Here is a 19,459-nt window from a genome sequence, read left to right on the forward strand (position 1 = left end):
CATTTTACCCTGATATTTGGTTATTGACCCGACATATGGTCCCGCTGGCAATTTCTGTTTTAATTATTCTAACCCTGTTTTCAGGATTACTGGGTTTTTCATTAAGAGATTTCTCTCGCAGCCGCCTGGAGACACTGTGTACCGAAGCAGGAGTCCCGGATCGATTCAGCGAGATTCTGCGTTCGCATCCGACGGTCCTGCTGGCAGCCGATTTCTGTTATCTGGCCGGGGTCATCCTGCTTTCGATGATCCTGACGCGGCTCTACATCCAGTTTCCCTCTGAATTCAATTCGCTGGCTGAGACCCTTCAGTTTGCGGCCCAGTTGCTGCTGATACTCGTGGTGGGGATTCTGGTTCTGACCACTATTCCCTGGACCCTGTCTCGCATCGCGGGAGAACGCTTCCTGCAGCTGTTCTGGCCCCTCATCCGCTGGGTTCCTTTCTTCCTGGCTCCCATGACCTGGCTCTCGTGGAAGATCGATGAATTCTCGCACCGACTGGCGGGCAAAGAGGAAAACAAAAACGGTCGTGAAGCGAATATCAGTGAAGAAATTCTCTCGGTCGTAGAAGAAGGGGCCCGGGGCGGAATCCTGGAATCCGAAGCCGGGAAGATGATTCAGCGGGTGATGGAACTGCAGGATGAAGACGTCGGCGCCATCATGACGCAGCGGATGGATATGGAATATATCTCTGTCAATGCCACGCTGGACGAGGCACTGCTTAAATTCATCGATGTCGGACATTCGCGTATCCCCGTGATCGGAGAATCCACAGACGATATCGTCGGGATTTTATATGCCCGTGAGCTGCTCAAACACTATTCGAAAGAAAATCAGAATCTGAACTCGGCTGAACAGCTCACCATCCAGGACCTGATGTTTACGCCGTTTTACATCCCGGAAACGACGGGCATTGACTCCCTGCTGGAAACAATGCAGAAAGAGCATGTGCACATGGCGATTGTCATCGACGAATATGGCGGGGTGGCAGGCCTGGTCACGATGGAGGATGTCCTCGAAGAAATCGTCGGTGATATCGTTGATGAATTCGACGAAGAAGAAGAGCAGATGGTCTTTGAAGTCGGAGAGAACGTGGTGGAGGTTGATGCCCGCGTTCATATCGATGATCTGAATGAACAGTATGACTACGGACTGCCGGAGGGCAAGGACTTCGACACGATTGGCGGCTTCGTGATCACTCAGTTCGGCAAGGTCCCCCAGGTGGGAGAGACGATGACCTGGCAGCAGCTGCGGATTGAGGTGATTGAATCCGATGAGCGCAGAATCAGCAAATTACGAATCGAACTCGATCCTTCCCTGATGGAAGAGATCGACGCCGACGCTTAAGCTGCTGTTACCAGCGTTCGACCGGTCCGCCTGGTACAGGAATGTGCATGTCCGGCAGCGTCCCGGTGCGAGAGCCTGAAGTCGGCCCCTGAGCTGCAATTCTGCGGATCGCCTGATCAAAATCTGCCAGATTCTGGGCACATTGAAATTCATGCCGCAAAGCCGGCTTGACCCGCATCGACTTCAGATACCAATGCCCCATTTTCCGAAACATCGAAATGGCGCGCGATTCAGTGGTCATCTCTAACAGATAGTGGAACTGACGCAGCAGCAGTTCGAGCCGCTCATCAAAATTACCCGGGGGATCACAGGTTCCTGTCTGCTCCCACTGCACGAGTTGCCGGAAGATCCAGGGATTGGCCAGTGCCCCCCGACCAATGGAAACCCCCGCACAACCCGTCGTCTTCAGCATATGATCTGCATCCGCAATTGAAGTTACATCCCCATTTCCAATCACCGGAATGGATTCAACGGCTTCGACCACCTGCCTGATCCCGTCATGATTCACGGTCCCTTTAAATCCCTGTTCGCGCGTGCGACCATGAATGGCCACAGCGACGATTCCTACTTTCTCGAATTCCCGCGCAAAGAAGGGAGCCGATAAATCGCTGTCATCCCAGCCCAGACGCATCTTGACCGTGACAGGTAGCTTGACTGCTTCCACGACTGTCTGAACCAGGGAAACCGTATCACTGGGCCGACACATCATACTGGCACCGGCGCCCCCTTTCACAATTCGGTTGACGGGGCACCCCATGTTGATATCGATCGAATCCACGTTGCGTGATTCCAGTAGCTGAGCCGCATCCCGCATGTAATCTGGATTGCTTCCGAAGATCTGGACTGCGAAGGGAGAGTCTTCCGGACAGGTCTGAATCAACTGGAGTGTCTTCTCGCTCCCTTCCAGCAATCCCCGGGCATTGACCAGATCGGTCGTCGCCAGACCCACGCCACCTAACTCACGGACGATCCGCCGAAAAGGTAAATTTGTATACCCGGCCAGTGGGGAGAGCAGATAACGCGATTCTAATTTGAGAGCCCCATAACACAGGGGCGGGCGAGACTCAGGCTGGGGAGGTAAGGTTTGATTCATGGTCACTTACAGGCTTCAAACGGCAGAAATTCAATACAGGGCTTTATTTTAACAGGCATTAAGAGCAGTGAAAATGGAGCAAAATCAGATTCTCACCAGCCAGATTACTTCAAAATGACCTTTGATACGACTTCTGTCAAAATAGGAAGAATAACAAAATAATTCTTATTGAAGTCACCCTGCCGGTTATGCCGATAAAGTCGATATCGCTTTTTCTGGACTCTACCGTGGGAACCGTTCTGGTGCTGACTCGTATTTTGACATTATTGATTGGTTTGTCGAGCCTGACAGGGTGCGTGATTATGCGTACCACTGTGACCAATCCAAATCCGAGACTCAAAACCGTAGCTGTGGTTCCCTTTTTCAACCTGAGCCAGGAGCCTGACGTCGATGGGCGTCGCTTTGCGCTCGCCTACTACTCGGAACTTCAGAAAATCCCCGGCTTTCAGGTCCTGCCTGTGGGGGTCGCAGAAGTCGCGATGGTAGAACATCAGTTGCAGATGAATAATCCGGACGATGTTCTCAAACTCGCCAAGGCTCTCGACGTGGATGCGGTCGTGATTGGAGCCGTCACCGATTATTCCCCCTATTATCCACCGCGCATTGGTTTACAGGTCTCCTGGTACTCGCCGCACGCCCAGGAATTTACCCCCGGTGTACCGCTGCTGGTGGAAGAGCGACATGAGAAAAAATCGATCCTGAACCAGCTGTTTAAGGTGGATCGGATTGTCAATCACGAAACGAAGAAAGAGATCCGCTATTCCAATCATCTGGAGCGCAAAAATACCCGGCAGGAGATGAAGGAGAAATTCAAAGCTTATAAGGAATCTGCTTCTGCAGAGTGCCCGCCAGGTATCCAGGCACCAGAACCCAAAGCGGAACCGGTCTTCCGAGGACAATCGGTAGAGACACTCGCAAACTGGTCCTACACACAAAATCAAAATCAGGTCGTGCATGCTTCGACACAGGCGAATCAGGGAGCTGAATCGACCAATCCCTTTGGACAGGTCCCCCTGCAGGCCAAGCCACCGGCACCACTCCCTGTCACCAATAAAACGCTGCCAGCTCCCCAGCCTACAGCAACTCCCCAACCCACGACGGCTCCACTGCCAGCATCAACTCCCTCTGCAACTCCTTCATACACGAAGCAGTTTGGGGAATTCTGCCCTCCCAACGGCGCTGCACAAATCGAGGTCTACGATCCACGCCAGCCGTTCATGTCTTATACGAGGATGTTCGATGGTTCCGAAGCGGCTCTGGTCGCTAATTTGCGGGACTATCTTGAAGTCAGCGGTGATCGTCGCAGCGGTGGCTGGGAAGCCTACCTGCACCGGAGTGAGGACTTTATACGGTTTACAGCGCATTTAATGATTGTAGAGATGCTAACACTCCATGGTGGTCAGGCTGAGCGCCAGATGATCTTCAAAGTCAGAAAATATCGATAACCCCACCTCTGAACCGCCGATACTTATGAGTGCGGTTGCTTGAGCACTTCCAACCAATCAAGTCTCAGATTTGAGTGCTCTGACGAATAAAAAAGGACTGCTACTGTGAAACAGCAAATGAATGTCGTTGCGTTGGTTAAAGATTCAGAACGCTATGTGTTTCTGTACGACGATGCCAGTTCCTCCCAGATGTTACAGACCCTGGGCCAGTATGCAGCGGATAAAGAACTGAGTTTCACCTGGTACGATGCAGCAGTCATGAGCCAGAAAGTCAGAAAGCTCAGACGGGAAGCGGAATTGGAACAACAGACTGGCAGATTACGAAAGACGGCTTGAGATCGGGGCCTTGCCTCCGTTATCTGCCGTCCAGAAGATTCTACTACACTCATCCCGGCTAACGTCACATGATTTCTTCAGAACCTGTCCGGTCCGTCGAGCTGCATGATGCCATTGACAGTTTCCTCCGCTACCTGGAGATCGAACGCAATGCTTCAGAGCTGACGCTGAAATCGTATTCCGAAGATCTGGGCAGCCTGCTGGAATACCTGACGGAATACGAAGGCGAACTGCTGTCTCCCGATCAGATCGGCATCAGTGAGTTGAGACGATTCGTTGCGTATCTGCATGAATGCCAGTACGAACGCACCACCATCGCCAGACGCCTGGCGTGCCTGCGCAGCTTTTTCCGTTACTGTTGCCGGGAAGGCTTCACCAAAACCAACCCGGCGAAACCCCTGCGGACACCACGGACAGGCAGAAAACTGCCTCATTTTTTAACCACCGATCAGATTGGCGCGCTGCTGGAAGCACCGCCGGCTAATCAGAAAATGGGACTCAGAGACAGGGCGATTCTGGAAACGCTTTACTCTGCGGGTCTGCGTGTTTCCGAACTCGTGTCACTGAACCTGAGTGACTGGGACCAGGATGCGAATATCATCCGCGTCCTGGGTAAAGGCCGTAAGGAACGCATTGCCCCCATCGGCAGCTATGCTGCCAAAGCCCTGCAGCGCTGGACTGCAGAACGGGAAGCCAAATCCCAGAACCATCCCGATGCGGATGCGCTGTTTTTGAACCGGCTGAAAACGCGGCTCACATCGCGCAGTGTGGGGCGTATGCTCGAGAAATATCTGCTGCAGACCGGGCTTGATAAGAAAACGAGTCCCCACACGCTCAGACACAGCTTCGCTACACATCTGCTGGACGGGGGGGCGGATCTGCGCAGCGTCCAGGAATTACTGGGACATAAGAGCCTGACGACCACTCAGATTTACACCCATGTCAGCACGGCACGTCTGCGTGAAACTTACGAAAAAGCACATCCCCACGCTCAGAAAAATCAGAAGAAATCCTGATAGCCTGCAGGTTGCACACTTTGCTGCTTTGACAGAAAACAGAGGCGCTGACGTGAATTCAGGCGGTCCCTTTGTCCGATTGATAGTCCTGAGGAGTTCCTGATTCCAGGCTGTAGCGGGACAGTTGAACCAGACGGATCGCCTGACAGACATCCCTGATATTCGCAACCGGAATAATCCCGCCCACGGCCCGTCGACAAAAGTGATCGAGCATGACCTCCAGTTCCTGGCGATCACTTTTCAGTGACTCTGTCATCGATTCTGTATCATTTTCCCAGTGGATCTCATCAGGTGAGTGAAACTCGGCATGTCCATTGCGACAAATAATCTGATGCCTGGGGTAGAGGGAATCTGTCGACTGCTGCTGTTGCTTGATATCAATCAGCGCAAAACGCTCCGCTGCGGTAACCGGATCCGGTAAAAATTCAATCTTGATCCGCCAGTGGTCTTCCGACTGATCGCTCGAATCAGAGTGGAAGGTCGAATGCACTTTCACCGGCTTGGTTCGCATCACATAACAGCACCAGTCAATTAAGCCGACCAGGAAATCGGTTTCATTCTTCTGTCCCGGGATCTCAACCTGTTGATCTGCTGCAGGTCGACAGGTTTGCAGATGTATTGAAACCGGCTTACCCAGCCGCGTGACAACCAGTTCAAAGAAGCGGCTGGTCGCCTGGGAATAACGACGGCTGAATTCCGGCATTAAAGTGACCAGTTGTTCGGTCGCTCGATTATGAATCGACTCCAGGAGATCCAGATCTTCTCCAAGGCCACCAGCGATATAGACGGGACGGTGCTGCTGGCTGAGCACCTTGAGTGGAAAGTGATTCATCCATTCCGAATCGAGCAGCAGGAAAGCATCGACGGGATAACGGGTCGTCAATGCCTCGATCCCGGAAGCCACTGCAGCATCCCAGTGAGAGGACACCTGTTCGGCCCGACTGCGCACCGGATCGTAGACGGCTTTGATCTGGATCCGCTGATCCATCATCCGCAGTACAGGTTCATAGCGCTGCTCCCAATACGGGCCAAGCCCTATTATTCCAATTCTGACCATACCGGGAACATTACATAATCGGGAAACAGGATGAAACAGGTTACATTCCTTGAGCAGGACCTGATCAGAATGCCAGAACCTTCAGCTCAAAGAGACAAATGCAGAACAGATATGATATTCATTCCAGACACATTGAATCAAGACTGTATCATGCTAAAGACTGTTACCCGCTGAACCAGAATGTCGCTAACAACAGATACACCAGGTAAATCAGCAACAGCACAAACCCACTGGCTGTCGAAATCGCTTTGCGTTTCCAGGAGAGCCCCAGCATGGCCACCATTAACAGAATCACGACAGGGCCATCGAATAACACCGTCTGACGCTGAATGGGCAGGGGATGAATCAGGGCACATGTCGCAATCACCATGTTGATGTTCAAGACATTCGCACCAATGATATTTCCTGTCCCCAGAGCACCATGTCCTTTGATGATCGAGAGTACCGAGATGGTGAATTCCGGAAGAGAGGTGCCGACGGCGAGAATGGTCAACCCGATCAACAGTTCGGAAACTTCAAAATAACGGGCCACCTGAACGGCGTTGGTCACCAGCAGCTTGCTTCCCAGCACAACCAGTGCCGCCCCGCCCAGAAAAATCAGCGCCAGTTTGAAACTGTAAGTAAACAGATTGTCTACCTGGGGTGGCTCTTCCTGCTCTTCGCCGAAATCGTGTCGTGAAGCAATCGCCACCCGCAAAGTGAAGATGATATATGCCACCAGAATGCAGACCAGGATTCCTGCCTGCCAGCGGGCGATCGCATACTCTGCCGGAACACCAGCCTGCGTTGTCGCACCTCCAGTTGAAAACAGGCTGAACAACCAGACCAGCACACCGGAGAAGAGCATGAAAAAACCGGGGCCCACAATCGTAAACCGGGATACGGGAATCCCGCTTTCCGTATTCCGTTTCCAGGACAGAAAGCCTTTCAACAGTGCACAGGAACCAATTATCAGACCGATATTACATAAGCAGGATCCCAGTGCATTCCCCACTGCCAGATCCCCTTTACCAGAAAGAGTACTCGTCACCGAGACCATCAATTCCGGAAATGTCGTCGACATGCTGACAATTGTGGCCCCGATGATGACGGGGGGGATCCGGGTCAACCGAGCGATCTCGACAGCACTGTCGGTGAAATAATCTCCCCCCTTGGTGATACTGAGCATGCCCAGAAGAATCAGGAATACGCTGACGAGAATGGAAGCAGGGGGGGTTATTCCAATGATCATCTTCAAGATTTCGAGCGGCTCAACAGCCATCAACATAAAATGCAAACTCCTGCTCCCTTAGCTTCCCGTGGTGATACATTCCCATCTGTCTGCAAAATCTTAAAAAGTCGGCAATTAATATGATAGTCAAGGGTCCAAACAATATTTTGAGTGTATGTTTTTCCTCTGAATCACGTAAAATAAGAGTAAGAGATCATCACGATTCAGATGTCAGTCAACCTTTTTCCGCCCTATCACAGGGCGGAATCAGAAAGGCGAGTCATAAATGGACGATAAAACCAAAGGCCCCGTTGATCCCCAGGAAGAGACTGCTGCAGGAGTCAGTGAAGAAATCGAGTTACAGGGGCACATTATCGACAGCCTGCTGCTGCCGAAGATCCTGGATGAGATTACCGTCCTCGGAGGCGATTTCGCCATTGACGAAATCTCAATTGGCCATTCCCGCTCAGACAGCAGCCGGGCACAAATCAAAGTCTCAGCTCCCGATGAGGAGACGCTGCAGACCATCCTGACACAGATCGCCCAGCATGGTGCCGTTCCCCTCGAACAGCACGATTGCCTGCTGGCACCGGCAGACATGGACGGGGCATTTCCCGAAGGGTTCTACTGCACAACAAACCAGAAGACCGAGATTCGGGTCGACGGCAACTGGATTCCCGTCTCGCTCCAGGAAATGGACTGCGGCATCGTTGTCAGTGCCGATCTCAAGACCGCCCACTGCCTGCCCATGGCCGATGTGCATCAGGGAGAACTGGTCGTGCTCGGCAGTCGAGGAACCCGTGTCTTCCCCATTGAGAGAGGCACTCCGGATGTGGCTGGTTTTTCCTTCATGAACAGTACGGTCTCCAGCGAAAAACCTAAAGGAGTTACAGTCCGTGAGATTGCTGCTGAAATGCGCCGCGCCAGACAGGGATCAGGCAAGATCCTGGTGGTGGCAGGCCCGGCTGTCGTGCATACCGGCAGCAGAGACTATTTCAGTCAACTGATCAAAGAAGGATACGTGAATCTGCTGTTCGCCGGAAACGCCCTGGCGACGCATGACATTGAAGAATCTTTTTATGGAACCAGCCTGGGAATTTCGATGGAACATGGCGGCTCCAGTGAAGAGGGGCACGAGCACCATTTGCGTTCGATTAACCGGATCCGTCGCCTGGGCAGCATTCAGAATGCAGTCGAACAGGGGGTCCTGACTTCGGGGATCATGTATGAATGTGTGAAAAATCAGGTCCCCTTTTTACTGGCAGGCAGCATCCGCGATGACGGACCATTACCAGACGTGATCACAGACACGGTCGTCGCGCAACGGAAAATGCGTGAAATGGTCGAAGGCGTTTCCTTCTGCCTGATGATCGCAACGACCCTGCACTCGATTGCCGTCGGAAATTTGTTACCAGCCAGCGTCAGAGTGGTCTGCGTTGATATTAATCCGGCGACCGTCACCAAACTGGCAGATCGGGGTACGTTTCAGACAGTCGGGCTGGTCACTGATGTCGAACCGTTCTTGAGAGTCCTGCTGGATGAAATCAATAAAACATCATGAGGATTTTGTTCGCCGGTGATGCCTGCTATACTGTTAATGTATTGATCAAATCTCATCCGTTTTGGAACACCCACAGGAAAAGCAAAGATGCAGGAATCAACACAAAAAAAATATCACGTTGCTGATTTTGCCCAGATCGAAGGGACATCCTGCCCCTGTGGGACCGCGCGACGCGCATTTGCTGATGTGGAGGAATTCCCCGGAACGCTGCACGTCACCGAGATCTCAGAGACGGCTGAACTGCACTATCATCGCAAACTGACGGAAACCTATTACTTCCTCGAATGCGGTGCAGACGCCCGAATGCAGTTGGACGATGAAATCATCCCCGTGCATGCCGGCATGTCGATCGTCATCCCTCCTGGTGTCCGTCACAGAGCAATCGGCACAATGAAAATCATTAACATCGTCTTTCCGAAATTTGATCCGGAAGATGAATGGCTGGATTGAGCCAGACGCTTATTCGTTCACGGTTGTTTCGCTGCAGTAAGGGCACGATTCTCCATAGATGATCTTGCCACAGTTCGTACATTCATGAGCACCGTAAGAAGGCTTATCAGGTGTGACCCAACGCTGGTAGGCCAGGAAGGCGAACACAGCTGCAACAAAGACAGCAAACAGAATCGCCAGGATTCCAGTGCCGTAGGAAAAGAAAATTCCCAGATCGATCGCGATCCCGCAAATCAGAAACACGATCGCATCCCGCAGACGTTCACGACGGTTATCGGGAGAATCGACAATCACCTGTTCCTGGTATTGCAGGATCTGGTACAGCAACTGATCACGTTCTTTCTGGAGTTGCTGTGCCTCTTTCTTCGCACCGGCGGCAGAGAGCAAACGGGCTGCGGTATCCAGAATACGCAGCGTATCATCGGTATTGATCTGGCTCTGATGGGCCCAGCGGTTGCGGTACTCTCTCAACTCCCCCACAAAACTGCGTTCCAGCGGGGTGAAGCGATTTCGAAATACGCTGTTCCAATGATCCCATAATATCAGGAGCGTAGAATGGGCATCCCAGCGGATGGCATCACCTTCAGGTTGAGAGGTCAGGGGAGAATTACGGAAGCTCTCTTTAGCACGATCAATCCAGGTATCCTGGTAAACGGTCTTCATTTCCTGTTCAATCACAGGATAGAGACCCGTCCCCAGTAGCTCCAGAGTCTGTTTGATGCGCTCATTGTCACCTGCCACGCAATTCCCCTCTTCCGCCTCGCAGATTGTGTTGCTGCCGCCATTGATGCGATTCCATCCCTGTAGATCCTAATGTTCAGAACAATGGTTCCTTTTTTTTGACATCAGGTCAAGCACACAAATTGGAGATTCAACGAAAGCAGGGGATTTCTTTGTCCACTAATAGTAGAAACGTTTTAACTGGACTTCGAAAGAAAAAACGCTGAAGACCAGAATCAGGCAATCAGATCTTCTACCACATTTCCGTGAACATCAGTCAATCTAAAATCACGTCCTGCAAAACGGTAGGTCAACCGCTCATGATCAAACCCCAGGAGCTTCAGGACTGTCGCATGCAGGTCATGAACGTGGACCTTGTTTTCCACGGCAGCGAAACCGAATTCATCAGTCGCCCCGTATGCCTGGCCCCCTTTGACGCCACCGCCGGCCAGCCAGACCGTAAACCCGTGGTTATTGTGGTCCCGACCATTCATTTTTCCGGCATTGGCACCGGGAGTCGGCAGTTCGACCACCGGGGTCCGTCCAAATTCACCACCGCACATGATGATCGTATCCTGCAGCAGGCCGCGCTGTTTCAGGTCTTTTAATAAAGCAGCAATTCCCCGGGAACATTCTGCCGCCAGACGCCGGTGGTTCTTTTCAATTTCATCATGGTTATCCCAGGGTTGTCCGGCGCCGTGCCAGAGTTGTACATAACGGACTCCCCGTTCCACCAGTCGGCGAGCGATCATCAGCTGACGGGCATGCACACCAGGACCATACATTTCATGGATGTGTTGCGGTTCCTGATTGATATCAAACACATCAGATGCCTGCATCTGCATCCTGTAAGCCAGTTCGAAGGATTGAATCCGGGACTCCAGAGCTGACTCCTGAACCCGAGCTTCCTGATGACGACGGTTCAATGCCTGCAGCAGGTCAAGCTGGCGACGCTGTTCGGGCAATGACTGTTTCTTGTTTTTAATATTGCTGATCAGTTTCTCGATATCCGTATGCTTGGTATCGATGTGTGTTCCCTGGTAGGCCCCCGGTAAGAAGGCAGAACGCCAGTTGGCGGACTCCGTGATGGGATAGCCTCCCGGACACATCACCACGAAACCGGGCAGGTTCTGATTTTCAGTCCCCAGGCCATAGGTCACCCAGGCTCCCATACTTGGACGCGGCTGGATCAGGTCCCCACAGTTCATCATCATCAATGAAGGTTCGTGGTTGGGCACGTTGGTATACATGGATCGTACGAACGCGATATCATCGACACATTCGCCCAGTTCCGAAAACAGCTCACTGACTTCCAGACCACTCTCCCCATACTTCTTGAATTTAAAGGGAGAGGGCAGGGAGGCACCTGTTTTGCGTTCCGTACGCAGATTCTTGGTCGGCAGCATTTTTCCTGCATATTTGGCCAATGCCGGTTTGGGGTCAAACGTATCGACCTGCGAAGCACCACCATTCAGAAAGATATGAATGACATGCTTGGCTTTGCCCGGAAAATGCGAAGTTTTGGGAGCCATCGGCGATTCGGTGCTGACGGAAGATGCCCCCGCGGCTGTATTGAGCATCCCCTCTGATGCCATGAGCGAGGCCAACCCCAGCGACCCCAGTCCGGTACCGCAGCGCTGTAACATCTGTCGCCGCGTAAAAATCGGGTCACAGTTGAAATGTCGGTCTGATTCAGCCATGAGAACAGGCTCCTGATGATATATTCAATCTTTAAACTTGTATTTCAGTCTACGAACATGAATTCATTTGACGTACACAGCACCTGGGCGTATTTTTCCCAGCCACTCATCCGTGCTGGCGATTTAATCTGGTCCCGGTGATGCTGCAGGAACTGTTTCCCCAGCTCAATCTCTTCCTTTACAGGATTGCGGGCCAATACACGCTGATACAGCCGCGTAATCGCCTCATCCATCCCTTTTTCAGCATTGATTTTTTCCAGATCCAGATCTTTCACGAGCAACGCTGACTGCTCCAGCAATAACGGGCTGTTCATTGCAAACAGGGCCTGTTGGGGAACGGTCGTGTATGGTCGCTCGGCCGTGCTGGATTCGACATTGGCAAAATCGAAGGTGCGGAACACGTTGGGCAAATTATTTCGATCAATAAAGCTGTATACCGTTCGTCGGGGGTCTGTCGGCATCTTGTCGATCACAAATCCGCGTCCTTCACGATCATCCGACAACTGCCCGGAGACGAACAGAATCGAATCCCGCATTGCCTCAAATCCCAGACGACGGGGAACATGTTTCCACAACAGGCGGTTATCGGAATCGACCAGAATCGCCTCTGGATTCTCCTGTGCCCCCTGCTGGTAAGTCGCAGATAACATGATCAGCTTGTGCAGTGACTTAACTGACCAGCCTTCATCCATGAACCGCGAAGCCAGATAATCCAGCAGCTCCGGATGCGATGGCGGATCACTGCGCACCCCGAAGTCACTCGGCGTACGGACCAGGCCTTCACCAAAGTGATGCAGCCAGACACGATTGACGAACACCCGGGCCGTGAGGGGATTGTCACGCGAGGCAATTGACTGTGCCAGTTCCAGGCGACCGCTCCCCTGCTGGAAAGGTTGACGATCTTCCCCCGCCAGAATTCGGAAAAACTGCCGTGGGGCTTTGTCGCCACGCCGTCCCGGGTTTCCCCGCAAATGTACGAACGATGTTACCGGCTTGTCTTTATCAAGCATCACCATCGCACGCGGCGGTGCTCCGGGAGAGGTCACATCGAGAGTCGCCAGCTCTTTTTCCAACTGACGAATTCGATTCCGCTGTGCCCGATTGAACATATTCTGAACCTCAGCATCACTGCTGGCAGTCGGTGTTTCCGGATGGTACAAAATCTGACGCAATTCTTCGGCAGCCGGGTCGTCCAGTTTCTCTGGTGCCGTTTTTTTGGTTTTGGCAGCATCCGCAATGGCCTTTAACCAGGCCTGTTCCACTTCTTTAAATACGTCGCCATAGACCCGGCAGACATCGTACATGGATTCGGGTGGATTGTTTTTCAAGGCGTGGATTACCAGGCGGTTGATCCGTTTGTTCGGGTCGGTTTCGGCTTCCTGCTTTGCCAGCTTCTGAATGATTTCAGAGGCCTGTCGGGCGAAATCCCCCTGCTGTTTTTTCAGTCCGGCAAATTCAGACCAGGGGGCAAAGACCGACCGCTGAGTCTTCGCATTTTTCGCCAGAAAAGCCCGCCAGAGATCGACATACCGCCGATGAGGGGCTTCCTTCGCATACTGGGGCTTTTCATCGCCCTGAGCCAGGTTCTGTTTCTCGGCAACCGCCTGCAACACTTCGCCCACTGTCAGACGGGCGTTCGCGCGGAACTTGTCCGCTTCGGCGTGAATATAGTCATCCACTTTCTGCTGACGTTTGGCCCGTTCTTCCTGATATTTCTCGTACGCTTTGTCGGACTTGGGTTTTCCAATAAGCGGCAGATCTTTTTCCTCAGGCTCATAGCTGCTGACAAACACGCTGTATAACGAGTAGTAGTCTTTCGTCGGCACCGGGTCGAATTTGTGATCATGACAACGGGCACAGGAAGCGGTTAAGCCCAAAAGGCCCCGCGAAACCAGGTCGATCCGGTCATCAGTGATATCGTGAATGTTCCCTCGGTAACGGCGTCCCACCGTCAGAAAACCAAGGGCGGCCAGCGAACGATCATCCCCTTTCCGGTCCAGCTGATCGGCCGCCAGCTGTTCGAGAATAAACTGATTAAAAGGGAGGTCTTCATTGAAAGCTCGAATCACATAATCACGATATGTGTAGGAATACGGATAACGTCGTTCGGAAGTAAACACGTACCCCTTGGTATCCGCATAGCGGGCCACATCCAGCCAGTGTCTACCCCAGCGCTCGCCGTATGCAGGTGAAGCCAGCAGACGATCAATCAGTTTTTCATATGCCTGGGGATCCGTATTGTTGGCAAACGCTTCGACTTCCTCGTAAGTGGGTGGCAGACCCGTTAAATCAATGGAGGCACGACGAATCAGCTTTCGCTTATCCACAGCGGGTGAGAGTGACAGGCCTTTTTCTTCCAGTTTGGCAATCACAAAGTAATCGACGGGGGAAACGGCCTGTTGCTGATCTTTAATGGGAGGGACAGCAGGCTTTGTAATGGGTTGAAACGCCCAGTGACTGCGGGAAAGTGTTTCATAATCGTAGGCCCCATTGGTTGGAACTGCCTTCGCATCTTTTTCAGAATAAGGCCAGGGGGTTCCCATTTTGACCCAGCGGGTCAGGGCCGCAATCTCCTGGGGGGGCATTTTTCCACTGGGGGGCATCTGACTGTCATCATCATGATACTGAATCACCTGAATGATCCGGCTCTTCAGCGGATCCCCCGGCACAACCGCGGCACCGGTATCGCTGCCTTTCATCATCCACGCGTGTGAATCCAGCCGCAGACTGGCTTCCTGTTTTTTAGCACCATGACAGGCATAGCAGCGTTTGACCAGAACCGGACGAATTTCTTTCTCAAAAAATTCAACCTGTTCTGCGGGGAGTTTTTTAGTACTGGAAGCGTTCGCCTCAACAGACGCAGCAAAACCCAGATAGACACAGGCTGCCAGGTAGAAAGCTTTGGGAATCAGATGAGACTTCACAGGAGAATCACTGCTAATCCGAAGTCGCTTCATTTCTCAGCTCTTTCTCAGTAAAACGCGGTGGGAATATTTGGGAGGGAAGGGGCCGCCATTGAAGGTGAGCCTGGCGAATCCCGTTAGCTCTATTCTACACTGCCAGAAACGCAATGTGTAGTCTCTTTTTTGCGTTTAAAGCTTATGAATCTTAGAGTTAGTTCAATTCGAATTCACGCGTATTCTTAACAATGTTGTGAAAATGAACGATGGCCTCTAGTTTAATTCGTCCCGCCGATGCATTACAGTAGGACTATTGTCAGTATCGACTGGATCACAGGTCGATTTCACAGAATTCCCAGAACTCATTGCTCAGAAAAGAGGTACCACGATGACAGAAGATCAGGCTTTAACGGAAGAGCAGATCCAGGAATTTCTGAACACTTACTCCCACTGGGAACTGCGTGATGGATGGATACGGCGAAAATACGCAACGCCCGGCTGGCCTCATACCCTGATGCTGGTCAACACAATCGGCTATCTGGCCGAAGCAGGGAATCACCACCCGGATTTGAGCGTGGGGTATGCTGCAGTTACGGTCAAGTTGCAGACCCACAAGGTACGTGCCATAACAGGTAAGGACATCAGCCTCGCGGAAAAAATTGAAGAAACCGTGCTCTGGCAACCTGCTGAGGATTCGGCTCTCGACGGATTTCCGAAAAAGTGGGTTCACTAGGAGAGACCGGACGCTTGAACAAAAATAATACATCCGGGCAACAGGAACGAATTCTGTTCGTCACCGGCAGACTGGCCGAATTTTCGCTGCGTGAAATCCTGGAAAAACTCGCTCCCCAGGTGGGATTCGAGTATGAAGTCGCTGTTTTGAACGTGCAGGTCGCCGCTTTACTGCACGTTCCGTTGATCCAGCGTCGCCTTCAGGTTCCAGCGGGAATCGACTGGGTGATGCTTCCCGGTATGTGCAAAGGGGATCTGCAGGTTCTGACCGATCATTTCGGCATCCCGTTTCAGAGAGGCCCCAAAGATCATTTTGATCTCCCTGAATATTTTGGACAGGCAGGTCGTCCTCCGCGGGATCTCTCCCGATTTGATATCGAAATCCTGGCAGAGATCAACCATGCGCCGCTGTTATCCGATGAGGAAATTCTCAGACTGGCAGAACGTTATCGTGACAGCGGAGCCGACCTGATCGATGTCGGCTGCATTCCCGGAGAAAGCTGGAGCCGGACCGGAGAGGTCGTACGGATGCTGGTTGAGGCAGGCCACCGGGTTTCCATTGACAGCTTCGACCGGGCGGAAGTGGAAGCCGCTGTCAGCAATGGTGCCGAACTCATCTTGAGCTGCAACCACACCAATCTCGACTGGGTTTCCAGACTGGGTGTGGAAGTGGTCGCGATTCCGGATCTACCCGAGGATTTTGATTCGCTCTGCAGAATTGTGGATCGATTACTGCAGTCCAACACACCGTTTCGCGTCGATCCGATTCTGGAACCGATCGGCTACGGCTTTGCGACCTCGCTGGAACGCTATTACCGGGCGCGCAGGGAATTCCCTGATTTTGAAATCATGATGGGGATCGGCAATCTAACAGAACTGACCGAAGTCGATACCGCAGGCATGAACCTGATCCTGGCGGCGATCTGTCAGGAATTACGCATCAAAAGCGTCCTGGCGACCGAAGTGATCAACTGGGCGCGAACCGCGGTTGCGGAATTTGATCATGCCCGCCGACTGGTCAAATACGCCATCGACAACAAATCACTCCCGAAGCATATCCACTATCAACTGGTGATGCTGCGGGATCCCAAACTGAAACAGCTGGGCACCGAGGCGTTACAGAATCTGGCCAATCAGATTCGCGATCCCAATTATCGCATTTTTGCAGAGGGGAATGAACTCCATGTCATGAACCGGGATGGATACTGGAAGGGCACGGATCCCTACGAACTGTTTGATCAGTTTCAGGCAGCAGCATCCAAAACGGTCGATGCCTCACATGCGTTTTATCTGGGTTATGAGATGTGTAAAGCTCTGACAGCACTTACCTTGGGAAAACAGTACCAGCAGGACCAGCCGTTAAACTGGGGTTTTCTGACTCAGGAGGAAATCAGTGCCCAGGAACGCCGGCGCGAAGAGGGAAAAGGTCCTCAATGCGGTCCCCGCTGATGATTCCTTAACTCGTCTGCTCCTGATATACTGAGGGCTCTGCCAGCATTTTCCCAGCGACTCTCACAGCGTTATTAGTTTGAAATTGTTCAGTTATGTCCGGTCATGTATCTCAGGATCTCTCATATTGTTCCCCGGAGCAGGGGACCGGTGAAACGAGCCCGTTGCCGCTCGTCGAGGAACTCGTCCCATGCCCGGACCTGGAACAGCTGCTGCAAACATTTGCCGGCGAAGAGGGACTGCTCGTTCTGGACAGTGCCCGTCACGCCGAATCTCTAGGACGCTACTCCTACCTGATGTTTAACCCGTTGAAACGCTTTCAGATTCAACAGGCTCAGTTCGGGACGGATCCCTTCGAGGCGATCCGGCAATTGCATCAGCGTCTGCAGAGACCCTCGCTGCCAGAACTTCCCCCATTCCAGGGAGGATTTGCAGGACTGCTTTCCTACGAGTTGGGACGCAGTTGGGAAGAGTTTCCCCGGGCTCCCCACGATGAATTTGGATTGCCCGATCTGGCGGTCGGTTTTTATGACTGGGTGATTACCTGGGATCATCAGCAGCACCGTGCCTGGCTGATCGTGCACGGTTTTGACTCCAGCCTCGAATCACAGAGCACAGACCTGGCTGCTCAGCGACTCTGCGCAATCAAACAGCGAATTGAATCAGGTGTACCCCAGCAACGCAGTTCTGTCGTTCTACAGTCGCCTTTAGAAAAACAATTAGATCTCAGCGCACTCTCTGCGTCTCATGCGGTCGAGGGCCTTCCAGGGATTCTCAGCAATTTCAGCAAAGATCAGTTTCTCCGCCAGATTGAACGAATCATAGAATATATTTACGCGGGTGATATTTTTCAGGCAAACTTTTCCCAACGCCTGCTCAGCCCGGTTACCATGTCGCCAGCAGAGCTTTATCTGAATCTACGTTCCCGCAATCCGGCCCCTTTCGCAGGTTACTTCGCCTGGGATGACTGGGCAGTGCTCAGCGCGTCTCCGGAACGGTTTCTGAATGTCTCGGGAAGTGAAGTGGAAACCCGCCCGATCAAGGGAACCCGCCGCCGCAAGACAGTACCCGAAGCAGATTTGCTGACGCGCGATGAGTTGCGCGAAAGCAAGAAGGATCAGGCGGAAAATGTGATGATCGTGGACCTGCTGCGCAATGATCTGTCTCGAGTCTGTGAACCGGGGTCGATCCGCGTTCCTCATCTGTGCGAAGTGGAGACCTACGAAACCGTCCAGCACCTCGTCTCCGAAGTCCGCGGAAACCTCAGGCCGGAACATACCGTCTGGGATCTTTTGTCTTCGTCCTTCCCGGGTGGCTCTATCACGGGTGCTCCCAAAGTGCGTGCCATGGAGATCATTGCCGAGTTGGAGCCCACGGTCCGCGGTCCCTACTGTGGCAGTCTGTTCTATGCCGGATTAAACGGAGAGTTTGACAGCAACATTCTGATTCGCACGTTCACGGTGAGAAAAGGCTGGATTCAATTTCCCGTCGGCGGGGGAATTGTTGCCCAGAGCCAGCCGCGCCTGGAATACGAAGAAACACTGCACAAAGCAGCCGGCATGATCGCTGCTTTAGAAACATAATTCGCACTCATTGAAACCAGACCGATGATCCTGATTATTGATAACTACGACAGTTTTGTCTTCAACCTGTCCCGCTACTTCGAAGAGCTGGGACAAGAGACATCTGTGGTGCGCAATGACCAGATCACCCTCGCAGAGGCCACTGACCTGGCTCCATCAGCGATCGTCCTCTCCCCCGGCCCCTGTACCCCGGAGGAAGCAGGAATCAGCCAGGATCTGGTTCGTCATTTCATGAATCAGGTCCCCATTCTGGGAGTCTGCCTGGGGCATCAGTCGATCGCTGCCAGCCTGGGGGGACAGATCATCAGGGCACCGGAACCCGTTCACGGACAGACTTCCCTGATTCATCATCAAAGTTCCAGACTTTTATCCAGTCTGCCTAATCCATTCCCCGCCACTCGCTATCACTCACTGATCATTGATGAGGCGACCTTACCCGCTGAGCTGTTGATCACGGCTCGCACTGCTGAGGGCATCCCCATGGCGATCGAACATCAATCAGCGCCGCTCTTCGGGGTTCAGTTTCATCCTGAGTCAATTTTGACCGAATGTGGCCTGGCACTCCTGGAAAATTTTCTCTCCTTTACGACCCCCTGTCTCTCAGAATAAACCAGGGTGCTACACTCACTCTATCTCGGGGCCGGTTAGTCAAACTGGTCGAAGTTTGCCTGTGATCAATCAAACTTATCCGTCATGATCCCCCGTTTTTCGCGGTTCCTTCCCTCCTGATTGAATAACTGAGTAATACTTCAGAACAACCACCCCTCAACCAACCGATAAAAATGAAGTTATCAGAACTCGAACGAACCTGATATCCGCTTCACTGCGCACACTAAAGGCACAGGAATACGGGAAGATTTG

Annotated in this window: 16 protein-coding genes; 10 read left to right on the plus strand and 6 right to left on the minus strand. The window is 52.5% G+C overall.

The window, feature by feature from the left end:
- Positions 1 to 23: 23 nt before the first annotated feature.
- Positions 24 to 1,346: a hemolysin family protein gene (locus tag Enr10x_RS12170; RefSeq protein WP_145449362.1), complete on the plus strand. Its 1,323-nt coding sequence runs from the start codon at positions 24 to 26 to the stop codon at positions 1,344 to 1,346.
- 7 nt (positions 1,347 to 1,353) lie between these two features.
- Here the strand turns inward: Enr10x_RS12170 and dusB are convergent, their stop codons facing one another.
- Positions 1,354 to 2,439: a tRNA dihydrouridine synthase DusB gene (gene dusB / locus Enr10x_RS12175; protein ID WP_145107432.1), complete on the minus strand. Its 1,086-nt coding sequence runs from the start codon at positions 2,437 to 2,439 to the stop codon at positions 1,354 to 1,356.
- A 302-nt stretch (positions 2,440 to 2,741) separates the two neighbouring features.
- Between dusB and Enr10x_RS12180 the strand changes: the two genes are divergently transcribed.
- The 3 genes from Enr10x_RS12180 to xerC all read left to right on the plus strand — a co-directional run bounded on the left by Enr10x_RS12180 (position 2,742) and on the right by xerC (position 5,236).
- The gene (locus tag Enr10x_RS12180; RefSeq protein WP_145449363.1) at positions 2,742 to 3,884 is read left to right on the plus strand and encodes a hypothetical protein; all 1,143 of its coding nucleotides are present in this window, start codon (positions 2,742 to 2,744) and stop codon (positions 3,882 to 3,884) included.
- A 105-nt stretch (positions 3,885 to 3,989) separates the two neighbouring features.
- Positions 3,990 to 4,220: a hypothetical protein gene (locus Enr10x_RS12185; protein ID WP_232093351.1), complete on the plus strand. Its 231-nt coding sequence runs from the start codon at positions 3,990 to 3,992 to the stop codon at positions 4,218 to 4,220.
- Between the two features lie 101 nt (positions 4,221 to 4,321).
- On the plus strand, positions 4,322 to 5,236 hold the full coding sequence (gene xerC, locus Enr10x_RS12190; RefSeq protein ID WP_145116253.1) for a tyrosine recombinase XerC: 915 nt from the start codon (positions 4,322 to 4,324) through the stop codon (positions 5,234 to 5,236).
- Between the two features lie 58 nt (positions 5,237 to 5,294).
- On the opposite strand, the gene Enr10x_RS12195 is transcribed toward xerC, so the two are convergent.
- Together Enr10x_RS12195 and Enr10x_RS12200 are read right to left on the minus strand one after the other, a co-directional pair.
- Positions 5,295 to 6,227 carry a Gfo/Idh/MocA family oxidoreductase gene (locus Enr10x_RS12195; protein ID WP_145449366.1) on the minus strand — a complete coding sequence of 311 codons (933 nt, stop codon included), beginning with the start codon at positions 6,225 to 6,227 and terminating at the stop codon, positions 5,295 to 5,297.
- A 229-nt stretch (positions 6,228 to 6,456) separates the two neighbouring features.
- A complete protein-coding gene (locus Enr10x_RS12200) occupies positions 6,457 to 7,560 on the minus strand; it encodes a calcium/sodium antiporter (RefSeq protein ID WP_145449368.1) in 1,104 nt (367 codons plus the stop codon).
- A gap of 229 nt (positions 7,561 to 7,789) precedes the next feature.
- Between Enr10x_RS12200 and Enr10x_RS12205 the strand changes: the two genes are divergently transcribed.
- Positions 7,790 to 9,064 (plus strand): ornithine cyclodeaminase, encoded by a 1,275-nt coding sequence (locus Enr10x_RS12205; RefSeq protein WP_145449369.1) that lies wholly within the window; start codon positions 7,790 to 7,792, stop codon positions 9,062 to 9,064.
- 87 nt (positions 9,065 to 9,151) lie between these two features.
- A complete protein-coding gene (locus tag Enr10x_RS12210) occupies positions 9,152 to 9,514 on the plus strand; it encodes a cupin domain-containing protein (RefSeq protein ID WP_145107421.1) in 363 nt (120 codons plus the stop codon).
- 9 nt (positions 9,515 to 9,523) lie between these two features.
- Here the strand turns inward: Enr10x_RS12210 and Enr10x_RS12215 are convergent, their stop codons facing one another.
- The 3 genes from Enr10x_RS12215 to Enr10x_RS12225 all read right to left on the minus strand — a co-directional run bounded on the left by Enr10x_RS12215 (position 9,524) and on the right by Enr10x_RS12225 (position 14,891).
- On the minus strand, positions 9,524 to 10,255 hold the full coding sequence (locus tag Enr10x_RS12215; RefSeq protein ID WP_145107418.1) for a Swt1 family HEPN domain-containing protein: 732 nt from the start codon (positions 10,253 to 10,255) through the stop codon (positions 9,524 to 9,526).
- A 215-nt stretch (positions 10,256 to 10,470) separates the two neighbouring features.
- Positions 10,471 to 11,934, minus strand: a complete 1,464-nt coding sequence (locus tag Enr10x_RS12220) for a DUF1501 domain-containing protein (RefSeq protein WP_145449372.1) — start codon at positions 11,932 to 11,934, stop codon at positions 10,471 to 10,473.
- A gap of 44 nt (positions 11,935 to 11,978) precedes the next feature.
- Complete coding sequence (locus Enr10x_RS12225; RefSeq protein WP_145449375.1) at positions 11,979 to 14,891, minus strand: PSD1 and planctomycete cytochrome C domain-containing protein; 2,913 nt, start codon at positions 14,889 to 14,891, stop codon at positions 11,979 to 11,981.
- 331 nt (positions 14,892 to 15,222) lie between these two features.
- Here Enr10x_RS12225 and Enr10x_RS12230 point away from each other — a divergent pair, with 331 nt between their 5' ends.
- The 4 genes from Enr10x_RS12230 to Enr10x_RS12245 all read left to right on the plus strand — a co-directional run bounded on the left by Enr10x_RS12230 (position 15,223) and on the right by Enr10x_RS12245 (position 19,207).
- Entirely contained in the window at positions 15,223 to 15,567 is a 345-nt protein-coding gene (locus tag Enr10x_RS12230) for a 4a-hydroxytetrahydrobiopterin dehydratase (RefSeq protein ID WP_145449377.1), read from the plus strand.
- A 14-nt stretch (positions 15,568 to 15,581) separates the two neighbouring features.
- Positions 15,582 to 17,015 carry a DUF6513 domain-containing protein gene (locus Enr10x_RS12235; protein ID WP_145449380.1) on the plus strand — a complete coding sequence of 478 codons (1,434 nt, stop codon included), beginning with the start codon at positions 15,582 to 15,584 and terminating at the stop codon, positions 17,013 to 17,015.
- Positions 17,016 to 17,110: 95 nt separating this feature from the next.
- A complete protein-coding gene (gene pabB / locus Enr10x_RS12240) occupies positions 17,111 to 18,598 on the plus strand; it encodes an aminodeoxychorismate synthase component I (RefSeq protein WP_145449382.1) in 1,488 nt (495 codons plus the stop codon).
- 24 nt (positions 18,599 to 18,622) lie between these two features.
- A complete protein-coding gene (locus tag Enr10x_RS12245; protein ID WP_145107405.1) occupies positions 18,623 to 19,207 on the plus strand; it encodes an anthranilate synthase component II in 585 nt (194 codons plus the stop codon).
- Positions 19,208 to 19,459: the final 252 nt, after the last annotated feature.

The organism is Gimesia panareensis (assembly GCF_007748155.1).
Lineage (GTDB): Bacteria > Planctomycetota > Planctomycetia > Planctomycetales > Planctomycetaceae > Gimesia > Gimesia panareensis.